This window comes from Oceanomicrobium pacificus (assembly GCF_009833495.1).
GTDB lineage: Bacteria > Pseudomonadota > Alphaproteobacteria > Rhodobacterales > Rhodobacteraceae > Oceanomicrobium > Oceanomicrobium pacificus.
This window is the reverse complement of record NZ_WUWG01000002.1, coordinates 53,656-65,222: the sequence shown is the minus strand read 5'-3', so window position 1 is coordinate 65,222 and position 11,567 is coordinate 53,656. Positions and strand designations below refer to the sequence as shown.

At 62.2% G+C, this 11,567-nt stretch carries 11 protein-coding genes; 4 read left to right on the top strand and 7 right to left on the bottom strand.

The window, feature by feature from the left end:
• Positions 1 to 14 precede the first annotated feature (14 nt).
• Positions 15 to 2,171 carry a polysaccharide biosynthesis tyrosine autokinase gene (locus tag GSH16_RS06350; protein WP_160853181.1) on the bottom strand — a complete coding sequence of 719 codons (2,157 nt, stop codon included), beginning with the start codon at positions 2,169 to 2,171 and terminating at the stop codon, positions 15 to 17.
• 471 nt (positions 2,172 to 2,642) lie between these two features.
• Between GSH16_RS06350 and GSH16_RS06345 the strand changes: the two genes are divergently transcribed.
• From GSH16_RS06345 to GSH16_RS06330, 4 genes are all read left to right on the top strand, one after another.
• Positions 2,643 to 3,317 carry a sugar transferase gene (locus GSH16_RS06345; RefSeq protein WP_235913054.1) on the top strand — a complete coding sequence of 225 codons (675 nt, stop codon included), beginning with the start codon at positions 2,643 to 2,645 and terminating at the stop codon, positions 3,315 to 3,317.
• A gap of 59 nt (positions 3,318 to 3,376) precedes the next feature.
• Positions 3,377 to 3,838 carry a DUF2306 domain-containing protein gene (locus tag GSH16_RS06340; protein WP_160853179.1) on the top strand — a complete coding sequence of 154 codons (462 nt, stop codon included), beginning with the start codon at positions 3,377 to 3,379 and terminating at the stop codon, positions 3,836 to 3,838.
• Positions 3,839 to 3,949: 111 nt separating this feature from the next.
• Positions 3,950 to 4,246, top strand: a complete 297-nt coding sequence (locus GSH16_RS06335; RefSeq protein WP_160853177.1) for a hypothetical protein — start codon at positions 3,950 to 3,952, stop codon at positions 4,244 to 4,246.
• Positions 4,247 to 4,307: 61 nt separating this feature from the next.
• Complete coding sequence (locus GSH16_RS06330) at positions 4,308 to 5,360, top strand: hypothetical protein (RefSeq protein ID WP_160853175.1); 1,053 nt, start codon at positions 4,308 to 4,310, stop codon at positions 5,358 to 5,360.
• Positions 5,361 to 5,387: 27 nt separating this feature from the next.
• On the opposite strand, the gene GSH16_RS06325 is transcribed toward GSH16_RS06330, so the two are convergent.
• From GSH16_RS06325 to GSH16_RS06300, 6 genes are read right to left on the bottom strand one after another with little or no spacing between them, the layout of a single operon-like run.
• Positions 5,388 to 6,587, bottom strand: coding sequence for a mandelate racemase/muconate lactonizing enzyme family protein (locus tag GSH16_RS06325; protein ID WP_160853173.1), 1,200 nt, complete (start codon positions 6,585 to 6,587; stop codon positions 5,388 to 5,390).
• A 58-nt stretch (positions 6,588 to 6,645) separates the two neighbouring features.
• Positions 6,646 to 7,383, bottom strand: a complete 738-nt coding sequence (locus GSH16_RS06320) for an RraA family protein (RefSeq protein WP_160853171.1) — start codon at positions 7,381 to 7,383, stop codon at positions 6,646 to 6,648.
• Complete coding sequence (locus GSH16_RS06315) at positions 7,380 to 8,579, bottom strand: mandelate racemase/muconate lactonizing enzyme family protein (RefSeq protein WP_160853169.1); 1,200 nt, start codon at positions 8,577 to 8,579, stop codon at positions 7,380 to 7,382. Before GSH16_RS06315 ends, GSH16_RS06320 begins: the two co-directional genes overlap by 4 nt.
• 35 nt (positions 8,580 to 8,614) lie before the next feature.
• The gene (locus GSH16_RS06310) at positions 8,615 to 9,709 is read right to left on the bottom strand and encodes an ABC transporter ATP-binding protein (RefSeq protein WP_160853167.1); all 1,095 of its coding nucleotides are present in this window, start codon (positions 9,707 to 9,709) and stop codon (positions 8,615 to 8,617) included.
• Positions 9,710 to 9,744: 35 nt separating this feature from the next.
• Entirely contained in the window at positions 9,745 to 10,599 is an 855-nt protein-coding gene (locus GSH16_RS06305) for a carbohydrate ABC transporter permease (RefSeq protein WP_160853165.1), read from the bottom strand.
• On the bottom strand, positions 10,596 to 11,531 hold the full coding sequence (locus GSH16_RS06300) for a carbohydrate ABC transporter permease (RefSeq protein WP_160853163.1): 936 nt from the start codon (positions 11,529 to 11,531) through the stop codon (positions 10,596 to 10,598). The genes GSH16_RS06305 and GSH16_RS06300 overlap by 4 nt, the downstream gene beginning before the upstream one ends.
• Positions 11,532 to 11,567: the final 36 nt, after the last annotated feature.

Sequence of the window (11,567 nt, the reverse complement as noted above, 5' to 3'; positions counted from 1 at the left end):
CCCTTTCCTGTCCCCTAATTCTTGTAATATCCGGAACTCTGGTAGGAGTATCCGCCGTAGGACTTGCCGTAACCGTAGCGGCGCATGCCTTTATAGTCTACCTGCGTCAGAACTAGCCCCTGCACCTTGACCCGCGCCGTTTCAAAGGCGCGCAGGGCCTGCGCGACCTGCTGGCGCGTGGTGCTGTCCCATTTCACATTGAGGAGGACCGCATCGGCCTCATGCGCGATGAGCCGTGCATCGGCCACCAGAAGCACGGGCGGCGTGTCGATTATGATATGGTCATATTCTTCCCGTGCCTGGGCGATGAACGTCCGAAACGCCTTGGATGAGAAAAGATCGGCGGCATTCACTTCCGCGCTCTGACCGGGCAGCACGTCGATGCCGAGCGCCGGATCGCTGTGTACGGCATCTTGCAGCGGCCGCACCCCCTGGATCACATCGACCAGAACCGGTTCGGCTTCAGGAAAGTAAGTCGTCATGACCTTGCGGCGCACATCACATTCGATGAGCAGCACCTTGCGCCCGAGCCGCGCGAAATGGTGGGCCAGAAGGAGCGAGGTCGTGGTCTTGCTCTCGCCGGGCAGACAGGATGTCGAGAGGATGACTTGCGGCGGCGCTCCGGCACTCGACAATTCCACCGAGGTCCGCAGGTTCCGGGCGGATTCCGCCGCCGGAGAGGCCGGCTTGGAGATGATGTAGTTCAGGATACGGTTCCGGCGGCGCACCGGCATGAGCGGGATTTCCCCCAGCACAGGCAGGCTGGTCTCCTGCTCCAGTTCCTGCGCCGTCCGGAAGCCCTTGGCCCGCATCTCGCGCAAGAGCACGAGCCCGATGCCCAGTATCAGGCCGAAGAGCGCCGACAGGGCCAGAATGCGCGCCTTTTTCGGTGCCGAGGGCACAGTCGGCACAACCGCGGCTGAGATGATGCGCGCATCCGGCGTCTGCAGCCCCTGCTGGACCGAAATCTCGCGCAGGCGGATCAGGAAATTCTCGTAGATCATGCGGTTGGCTTCGACTTCCCGGCGAAGCTGCTCCAGCCGGACGAGGTCGCCCCCCTGTTTCGCGACCTGATCCGACAGGTCGCTGACGCTCGCCTCCAGCGTCTGGACGGTGCGGGTGCGGCGTTGCACGTCGAGCGCGGCCTGCGCCTGCAGTTGCGACAGTCGCGCCTGCAGCTTTTCGGACTGGTCTGGCGCCCCGTCCCCGGACTGGAGAAGCGCGCGGAGGATAGGGTCGTCAAGCGTGGTAGCGGCGGCCGCCACATCCCCGGCGGATGTTGCAGCAGCGATATCCGCGGACCGACTTTCCGCCGCGGCAAGCGCCACCTCGGCATCGACCAGCCTGTCGCGCATGTCCTTCAACTGGCGGTTCAGCCCTTCTAGCGCCTGCGGGCTGACAAGGTCGGTTTCCGCATTGAAGCGCTTGGCCTCTTCCTCGGACGCTTCGAGCGTGACCCGCAATTCCGCGGCCCGCTCCGTCAGCCATTTGGCGGCCTGCTCGGTCGCCTCGAACTTCACCCGCATCTGGTCGTCGATATAAATCTCCGCCAACCGGTCGGCGATGGCGGCAGACTTCCGGGGCTCCTCAGTCGTCGCGCTGACGCGGAAGGCGTAACTGTCGCGCGCATTGCTGACACTGGTGGCATCGAGCAGCTGAGAGGTCGTGTCGGTGAATTGCTTCTCCAGCGGCGGCGGTCCGGCCTCGGCCTCGCGCAGCCCGAGCGCCACAAGTGCCGTTGCGATCAGTGCGTTCGGGGCATAGGGCGATACCGGCTGCAAAGACCGGTTGAATTCCGGATCTTCCAGAAGGCCGAGATCCTCGACCAGCCGTCCGGCGAGGTTGCGCGATCTCAGCACCTCCGTCTCGGTGTTGATCGTCGCCTGGTCGCCGGACAGTCCGGACATGACGCTGGCAATGTCGAGCAGCGGCGTCTGGTCGCGATTGTCGAGCGCAATCACCGTTGTCGACGTGTAGACCGGCGTGGCGTGGACGAATGCGTAGTAGATGCCGCCACACAGGCAGGCGATCGTCGCGGCAAGAATGATCCACTTGCCGCGCCACAGGCTGTTCAGCAGCGCCAGAAGGTCGATCTCGTCATCATCCACAGGCCGACCATCGGGAATGGTCGAAGGCGCAACGCCACGATAGGACTGATCTGGTTTGTTCATAGGCCTCCCGGCAGTATAAGCGAGACTTCCGGCCGGATCATCATTTGTGCACCTGCGCGCAAAAAGGCGCAACCAATGCGATAGTCCAAGTCCGACCGTGGACAAGGAAACGTGCCGGGTGAGAAAACCTGTCCCTCCGCCCGAATGCTGCTCGGACCACACATCCAGCTATCCGGCATTTGAATGGTTCTCGCTGCATTGGAAACTATCAGACAGTATTCGCAGAATCTCCCACCATTCCGAATGTTGAAGTTTAGATCAAAACTAGACGAATCGTTACATTAATTAATATTCTTTGAACTCGCATCCGTCGCAGCGAACTCGTGATTGCCCACGTGGCGCAACTTATTTCTTTGCGCTGCGCATCCCCCACCGAATTCGTGACCAGATTTAGTGTCAGTATGGATGTGAACGAAAGCGGGTCAGAAGAAACCCGAAAACGGGCAGCATTCTCAGGCTTGGGGATAGCTGATGAAAGCATATGCCGAGACACTGGACGGAATGGTGGATGCTCAACTCAAGAGCGAAACCCGCCGTCGGCGACAGCTCGGAAATCCGCTCCGGTACAGGCTCGCGAAACGCTCCGTTGATCTCGTCTTTCTGGTCGCCGCCCTGCCCGCGCTGGTGATCTGTTGTCTGGTCCTGCCGGTGGCGAACCGGGTGTGGAACCCCGGGCCGCTCTTTTTCGTCCAGACCCGCATGGGGCGGTATGGAAAGCCCTTCCGGATGATCAAGTTCCGCACGATGGTGGCGGCAGCAGACAGGGGTCGCGGGCATGACGACCCTTTGGAAACAGGCCGCATCACGCGGCTCGGCACCATGCTGCGGACCTACCGGATCGACGAATTGCCGAATATCATCAACATCGCGCGGGGCCAGATGACACTCGTCGGACCCCGGCCGGACATGTTCGACCATGCGACCGTCTATTGCCGGACGGTCCCGCATTACGACCGGCGGCTTGAGGTGACACCGGGGATCACCGGCATGGCACAGGTGATGAACGGCTATGCCGACGACGGAAATCTGGTGCGGCGCAAGGCGGCCTATGACCGGGCCTATGTCCAGATGGCATCATTCGGGCTCGACATGTTCATCCTGCGGCGGACCGTTCTGGTCGTTCTGAAAGGCTTCGGCGCACGCTGATTTGCAGCAATTCTCCTTTCAGTTGACAGGCTGCCCACGCCGCTGCGAGCCTCGTCCCCATGACCATTCTCGGCCTCATGCACCTTGGCCTGATGATCGCCGCGCTCCTCTTAGGCGCGGCGATCCTTGCCCGGCGCAAGGGCGACGGGCAGCACAAGCGGATGGGACATTTGTTCGTGTCCATGATGGTCCTGTCGAACCTGATCGTCTTCGGCATTCATGAGGACACGGAAGCGCTTGGCATTTTCCACTACCTGGCGATTGTCAGCCTGATGTCGCTCGGTGCGGGGGTGCTGCTCGCGCGCTATTCACGCGGTCGCGTTTCACGAAAGATCACGCATGGCCATGTCATGCTCTGGACCTACGGGGGCATGGGTGCCGCAGGGGTTGGACAAGCGGCCACGGCGCTTGGGTATTCGCCCTGGCCGGGCATTGTTGGCACGCTGGCACTGGTTGCCTTTGCCGTATTGCGGCTAGACTTCCGCGCCATGCTGATGCCGCAACGGACCGGTGCAAAGTAGCGGATCGGCAATCACCCGCTTGTGTATTTGACGGCCCTGCGCGGGTGTCTAGGCTCTGGCACCACGAAAGACTTTTCCAATCAAGAATTACAGCAGGGAAGGACCTGACAGATGAAACCATTGTTCGTTGCCCTTGCAGCAACCATGACACTCGCAGCGCCGGCTCTGGCCTTTGATCGCGAAACCACGAATGCGCTCAAATTGTGCCATGACTATTTGTGGGACGTGCCCGAATTCAACGGGCTGCCCAATGCCGCCATATCGGTCTTTCCGGCATCGCGCGACGGGAACACGGTGATCGTGAACTGGAACGTGAACTGGACCGATCCGGACGTGCGCGCAGCCGGCAACTGCACCGTGATCGGCGGGTCCGTGGAAGGGTTCGAGGATTATACCAAGGAAAGTTGAACCGAAGCCGCCCCGCAAGCGTTAGACTTGACCAAATCATGATCTGCGCGTGGGGCGCTCGATGAAAACGCTGGTCTATTCGATCCTTCTGATCCTGCTCATCCTCGCGCTTGCGGTGGTGATGGTGCCGCAATTGCGGCTGATCTTCTTCGGGCTGCCGGAGGATCGCCTGTCGGCGCCGGCCACACCGGCCGACGCAGCACCAGCCAGCCCCGACCGGATCGCCGATGCTTTGCGCGATGCCGGACTGCATGCCGAGCCACGCCTCGGAGATATTGCCGTATCGGGCCATATGGCGCGCCTTGCGGACGGGACGGTCGATGCCAGCACGCTGGCCGCATATGCTGCGGGCATTGCGGCGCTGACGGAAAAAAGTGCCGCGGCTGGACAGCCGATCCCGCCAGCGTTCTGGGATGCCGAAACAGCGGACATGCTGGCCGACGGCTGGACGAGCTACAAGGTGGTGGCCGCGCTCAATACGACCGAGGGGAAGCCGTATCTCGACGCGCTCGGTGCGGCCTGGACGCGGTTTCACAGCTTCAAGACCGGAGGCGTGGAGGATACGGCGCTCGATACGGCGCTCGACATGTTCGCGCCGGTGCTGGCGCTCCTCTTCGAAGTGCCGCAAGAGCATCTCTTGGAGCAATCGCCCTATCTCGACACGCCATCGGAAAAGGCGCTCTACGCGTGGCAGCAGCTTATATCCGGCGCGACTCGGACCAACCCGCTGACGCAGATGCGGATTTTCGATCACGGGTTCGCGCGGCGCTTCCACCTCGGGACGATCTGGCAATATGAGACCGGGACACCCGCCCGCGATGCGGAAATCTGGGGGGTCTCGGGATTCGCGCCGCGTTTCGTCGGACCGGCGGAGAATGACAACCAGATCGAGCATATGTCGATCAGCATGGTGGTGCAGGGTGTGCTCGACGAGCCGCTCTTGATCCTCGACGCTTTCGAGGAATTCGAACAACTGACCGGTGGTGCGAGCGCCGCGGAAGCCGCCGCCGACGAGGCGCTCAACGCCGCTGTGCGCGACCTGTTCCTGCCCGGCTTCCAGACCGACCTTGACGGCGCGGTCGAACGGCTGCGAGCCGGGCTGAAGACCGGCTGACGCAGCCCCGCCGGTCTTGCCCGCCCGTCAGTCGAAAAAGTCCGCGTCCCCTTCGGACAGGTATTTCTTCGCCTCCTTGGGCACCAGATCGACGCCGAGGCCCGGCCGGTCCGGCACCGCGATGCGGCCGTCCTTCACCGGCACGCCATCGAACCCTTCGGTGATGTCGTACCAGAACGGCTCGAACCGGGCAGGATATTCGAAGGCGATGAAATTATCCGGCAGGGTCGCGCTGACCTGAATGAGCGCCGCCAGCCCGAGAATGCCGTTGGCCGTGCCATGCGGGGCCATCGCGATTCCGTGCAGGTCCGCATGTTCCGCGACCCATTTCAATTCGGCCAGCCCGCCCACGTCGCACGGATCGGGACCGACCACATTGACCGCGTGGCTTTCGATCAGATGCTTGTAGTTCTGGCGCAGATAGATCTGTTCGCCGGTATGGATCGGCGTGGTCGTCGCATGGGTCACATCGCGATAGACATCGTGATTGACGAAGGGCGAATAGTCGCCGGTGATCATATCCTCGATCCAGAGCAGGTTCAGATGCTCCACCGCGCGGGCGAATTTGAGCGCATCCTGCGGCATGTAGCCGGGGCCCGCATCAACCGCGAGGCCGCAGGCAGATCCGAGCGTTTCCTTGGCCGCGGTCACGCAATCGACCAGATGCGCCATCCCGTCTTCGGTCATGACGCCTTTGTGCGGATAGGGGAACGGCGCGTCCGTCTGGACATCGCCGTAGAAGAAATTAGGATGGTCGCTGACCATCGCGGAATGGAAACTCGTCGGCAGCTTGAACATGGTGAAGCCCTCGGGCAGCGACTTGCCATATTCCGCCCATTTCACATAGTCCTCGGGCGTGTGACCGACGCCCATCTCGTGCTGGTAGAGCGTGCGGTAGGTCCGGACATGGTCCCGCACCCTGCCGCCAAGCAGCCGGTAGACCGGCACGCCCGCTGCCTTGCCCGCGATGTCCCAGAGCGCATGTTCGATGGCGCTGACGGCAGATCCAAACGGCTTGAATCCCCCGCGCACGCGGATCCGGCGCATCACGCGTTCCACGTCGCGCGGGTCCTGCCCGACAATCCAGTCCTTCAGTTGCAGCACGATCGGCTGCAGATAGGGCTTCGGCGTCTCGATCTGGCTCCAGCCGGTGATGCCTTCGTCGGTGGTGATGCGCAGAACGGGGCTGTCCGCGATCACGGCGCATTTGAGATCGGTGATTTTCACCGCATGTCTCCTCTGTCGGTATGGAACAGGCGCGGACGGGTGCGACCGCGCCGGGGTTTCAGGATGTCTGCTTGGCCTTCCAGGCTTCATATTCCGGACGGGCATCGTCGGAGAGCGGGTAATAGCGGCGCAAGTCGCCGCCCTCGCTCAGCTTCAGGCGCGAAAACTCCTCCCACTCGACATGGGACACGGCCCGCTCCAGCAGCGCATCGACCATGCCGACCGGCACGACCACCGCGCCGTCATCGTCTGCCACCATGATATCGCCCGGCGCCACATAGCAGTTGCCGCAGGCGATCGGCACGTTGACCGCATAGGGAAAGATGTCGCGCTGGGTGTGATAGTTGGGCGTGACGCCGCGGATCCAGCATCCGATATCGACCTTCTGGATATTGGGCCAGTCGCGCAGCGCGCCGTCGATCACGACCCCCTGCCCGCCGCGGCCCTTCAGATAGGTCATCATCATTTCTCCGAAGACGCCGCTGTCGAGCTTGCCGCGCGCATCGACGACGACCACGTCACCGTCCTGCACATGATAGAGCGCATGGCGGTGCAGCTGTGCTTCGGGATCGCCATATTCATCGTCCTGATAGACATCCTCGCGCAACGGCATGAATTGCAGCGTGATCGCGGGGCCGACGATCGACTTGCCCGGCGTCCAACTGGTCAGCCCCTCTATATGGGTGTTGCGGATGCCGAGCCGGTGCAGCTCGGCGCTGGCGGTGGCCGATCCGATGCCGGAAAGCGCCTCGATGACCGACCGGTCGGGGCGCGTGATGTCGGGCGTGTGGGTCATTCGAAGAAATCCTTATCCTCTTCGCGCAGGTATGGCTCTGTACGGTCGCGGTTGAGTTCAACCCCCATGCCGGGCCGGTCGAGCACTTCGATATAGCCGTCCTTTACCAGCGGGTCGGGCAGCCCGTCCACAATATCGAACCACCAGTCGGGCCGGCCGGTCGGCAGTTCGAAACCAATATAATTCAAGGGCATGGTGGCGCAGACCTGCACAAGAGCGGCAAGCCCCAGAAGCCCGTTTCCGGTGCCGTGCGGCGCCATCATGATCCCGTGCAGATCGGCATATTCCGCGATCCACTTGATCTCGGCCAGACCGCCCACATCGCACGGGTCGGGCCCGACCACATTGACCGCGTGGCCTTCGATCAGCGCCTTGAAATTCTGCCGCAGGTAGATCTGCTCGCCCGTGTGGATCGGCGTTGTCGTGGCCTGCGTCACATCGCGATAGACATCGGCATTGACCCACGGCGTATAGTCGCCGGTGATCATGTCCTCGAGCCACATCAGGTTGAACGGCTCCACCGCACGCGCGAATTTGAGCGCATCGATCGGCGTGAAGCCCGGGCCGCAATCGAGCGCCAGCCCGACCTCGTCGCCCAGTTCCTCCTTCATCGCGGCGACGCAATCGACCAGATGCGCCATGCCGCGTTCGGTCAGAAGCCCGCTGTCGGTGAACCCGTGGAACGGGTTCGGCCGCTGCGGGTCGCCATAGTGGAAGTTTGGGACATTGTCCTTCATCGGACTGTGGAAGGCGACGCCCATCTTGATGAAGGAAAACCCGTGCGGCAGCGCCTTCATCTCGCGCACCGCCGCCACGTAATCGTCAGGGTCGGTGCCGGTCATCTCGGTCCGGATGGCCCCGTTATAGACGCGCACCTTGTCGCGCACCTTGCCGCCCAGCAGCTTGTAGACCGGCACGCCGGCTGCCTTGCCGGCAATATCCCACAGCGCATGTTCGATCATGCTGATCGCCGCGCCCCAGGGCTTGAAGGCCCCGCGCCGGCGAATGCGCATCATCACCCGTTCAACGTCTGTCGGGTCCTCGCCCAGGATCGCATCCTTGAAATGGAGCACATAGGGTTTGAGGAAGGGCTTGAAATACTCACCCTCGCCATAGCCGCTGATGCCCTCGTCGGTGATGATGCGGACGACGGGATTGTCGCCGATCACCGCGCATTTCATGTCGATGATTTTCATGGGTAAATGTCCCTGGCGTGGCGGTTGCGCGCAGTTCAGTCCTGCGCGATCCGCTGTTCGGTTTTGGCGTCGAATAGATGCAGTTTGTTCTGGTCGAAACCGATCCAGACCGGCTGGTCGGCGGCAATGCGGCGGTCCGGCGGAACCGAGATGACGAATGTCTTGTCCCCCACCTCGACATGGGCATAGGTCAGGTCGCCTGTCGGCTCGACCGTGTAGATGCGGGCGGGAATGGCGCCGCTTGTCTCGGTCTCGTGCAGCGCAAGACTGCTGTGACGGGCACCGAGGATGATGGCGTCCGTCTCGGACCGGCGGGCCGCCGCGCCGTTGCGGTCTGAAAGCGTCAGCTCCCACCCTTCCCCGGTTGCGAAAACCGTGCCGTCGCGCTCCACCCGCGTTGCCGGTAGCAGGTTCATCGCCGGGCTGCCCACGAAACTTGCCACGAAGAGGTTCGCCGGTTCCTCGAAAACGCGCTCAGGCGCATCATATTGCTGCAGCACGCCGCCGCTCATCACGGCCATCTTGTCGGCCATGGTCATGGCCTCCAACTGGTCGTGCGTGACGTAGATCACGGTTGCGTTCAGATCCTGGTGGAACCGTTTCAGTTCCGCCCGCATCTGCACGCGAAGCTTCGCGTCGAGGTTCGACAGGGGCTCGTCCATCAGGAAGACCTGAGGGTCGCGCACGAGCGCCCGGCCCAGCGCGACGCGCTGCTGCTGACCGCCGGAAAGCTCACGGGGATAGCGGTCGAGCAAATGGGTGATGTCGAGCAGCCGCGCCGCCTCCTCGACCTTGTCCTTGATCTCGGCCTTGGCCACCTTGCGCATGCGCAGCGGGAAGCCGAGATTTTGCGCCACCGTCTTGTTGGGGTAGAGCGCGTAATTCTGGAACACCATCGCGATGTCCCGATCCTTGGGGTCGAGATCGTTGATGACCTTGCCCGAGACGCGGATTTCCCCACCGGTCAGGTCCAGAAGTCCCGCGATCAGGTTCAGGGTCGTCGTCTTGCCGCAGCCCGACGGGCCGACAAGCGCCACGAATTCCCCGTCGCCCACGGTGAAGGACACGTCCTTGACCGCGCGGAAGCTGCCATAGGATTTGTCGACATTCACGAAATCAACCTGCGCCATTCAGCACTCCGTCCAGTTAGTCGCATCGCAAACGCTCATGCCTTGACCGCTCCTTCGGTCAGGGCGCGCACGAAATATTTCTGCAGGATCAGGAACATGACCACGACGGGCACGCTCATGATGAAAGAGGCCGCCATCAGACCCGGCCAGTTGGTCGCATATTCGGCAAAGAACCGTTGCAGGCCCACGGGCAGGGTCAGCTTCTCGTCATCGTTGAGGAAGGTCAGCGCATAGACATATTCGTTCCACGCGGTGATGAAGGAATAGATCGCGGTCGCGATGATCCCCGGCGCCGAAAGCGGCATGACAACCATGTAGAAGGCCTGGAACCGGGTGCAGCCGTCGATCCGCGCCGCCTGCTCCAGTTCCACCGGGATATTGTCGTAAAAGCCCTTCAGCAGCCAGATCGACAACGGCAGGCCGAAAGTCAGATAGGTGATGATGAGCGAGGTGTAGGTGTTCACCAGCCCCATCCAGCGCATCATGATGAAGAGCGGCATCAGGAAGACAACAGCCGGGAACATGTTGCGGAAGAGGACCGAGAAGAAGAGCGCCTTGCGGCCGGGGAAGCGGAACCGCGCGAACGCGTAGGCCGCCGGCACCGCCACCGCGACGCCGAAGACGGTGGTGGCGGTCGAGACCCAGATCGAGTTCAGCATGTAGCGCAGGAACTGCCGCCCGACATCGTTCTTGGGTGACAGGAGCCGCTCATACTGTTCCAGATTGGGGTTCTGGGGAATGAGCTCCGGCGGGTATTTCAGGGCGGCGAACTGCGACTTGAAGCTGGTGATCAGCATCCAGACCATCGGCGCCACGGCGAAGAAGAGGAGCGTGGCAAGGAAGATCCAGCCCATCACATGCCAGCGGGTGATACGGAAACGGCTGTTCATCCGTGCCTCCTGTCGTCATCGCCGGTCAGCGCCTTGACGTAGAAATATCCGATCACGACCATCACCCCGAACAGGATCACCGAATAGGCGCTGGCGATCCCGAAACGGATGCGGCCGAAGGCGATTTGGTAGATCTGGGTGATCCAGATGTCGCTGGCGCCGGCCGGCCCCCCGCCGGTCATGATCCACGGGATGGTGAAATGGTTGAGGTTGGCCACGAAGAGCAGCAGCACCGTGATGACGAGCACGCCTTTCAGATGCGGCAGCGTGACATGGCGGAACCGCTCGAAAGCCCCTGCCCCGTCGACCCGCGCGGCATTCAGAAGCTGGTCCGGTACCGTTTGCAGGCCGGCCAGGATCATGATCATGGCGAAGGGAAACTCCTTCCACACATTCACCACGATCAGCGAGGGCAGCACCAGATCCACGTTGTCGAGCAGGTTCAACTTGTCATCGATAAGACCAAGCTGCAGCAGGATCGCGCCGAGCACCCCGAAATCGCTGTGATAGATCCAGCGCCAGATGTAGGAGGCCGCGACCGCGCTGATGACATAGGGGATCAGAAGCAGCCCGCGCAGGACGCCGCGCCCCACAAATTCGCGGTTCAGCACCAGCGCTGCGCCAAGGCCCAGGATCATCGCCATGAAGGTCGACCAGAAGGTCCAGACCATCGTGTTGATCGTGACCTCGTGGAAGCTCTCGGCCGTCAGGATGGTGATGTAATTGTCGATCCCGTTGAAGATCTTGTCCTGCATCGCAAGGCTCGGCGGCGTGCGGAAGAAGGACAGGTAGACCGTGTAGTAGATCGGGTAGGCGATCACCAGCATCATCACGCCGAGGGCCGGCAGGATATAGAGGTAATCGAGCCGGTGGTCGGCAATGCGGCCGAAAAAGCCGCGTGTCGATGGCTCGCTGCGGTGGGTCTTGCTCATGTCCGCCCCTTCTCGCGCCCGGATCGGTCTTTTGTT

What these genes read in the sequence shown, in the direction of transcription:
- GSH16_RS06350 (WP_160853181.1), bottom strand. Translation starts at nt 2,171, where the DNA reads ATGAACAAACCAGATCAGTCCTATCGTGGCGTTGCGCCTTCGACCATT.
- GSH16_RS06310 (WP_160853167.1), bottom strand. Translation starts at nt 9,709, where the DNA reads ATGGCGCAGGTTGATTTCGTGAATGTCGACAAATCCTATGGCAGCTTC.
- GSH16_RS06320 (WP_160853171.1), bottom strand. Translation starts at nt 7,383, where the DNA reads ATGACCCACACGCCCGACATCACGCGCCCCGACCGGTCGGTCATCGAG.
- GSH16_RS06330 (WP_160853175.1), top strand. Translation starts at nt 4,308, where the DNA reads ATGAAAACGCTGGTCTATTCGATCCTTCTGATCCTGCTCATCCTCGCG.
- GSH16_RS06315 (WP_160853169.1), bottom strand. Translation starts at nt 8,579, where the DNA reads ATGAAAATCATCGACATGAAATGCGCGGTGATCGGCGACAATCCCGTC.
- GSH16_RS06340 (WP_160853179.1), top strand. Translation starts at nt 3,377, where the DNA reads ATGACCATTCTCGGCCTCATGCACCTTGGCCTGATGATCGCCGCGCTC.
- GSH16_RS06300 (WP_160853163.1), bottom strand. Translation starts at nt 11,531, where the DNA reads ATGAGCAAGACCCACCGCAGCGAGCCATCGACACGCGGCTTTTTCGGC.
- GSH16_RS06345 (WP_235913054.1), top strand. Translation starts at nt 2,643, where the DNA reads ATGAAAGCATATGCCGAGACACTGGACGGAATGGTGGATGCTCAACTC.
- GSH16_RS06335 (WP_160853177.1), top strand. Translation starts at nt 3,950, where the DNA reads ATGAAACCATTGTTCGTTGCCCTTGCAGCAACCATGACACTCGCAGCG.
- GSH16_RS06305 (WP_160853165.1), bottom strand. Translation starts at nt 10,599, where the DNA reads ATGAACAGCCGTTTCCGTATCACCCGCTGGCATGTGATGGGCTGGATC.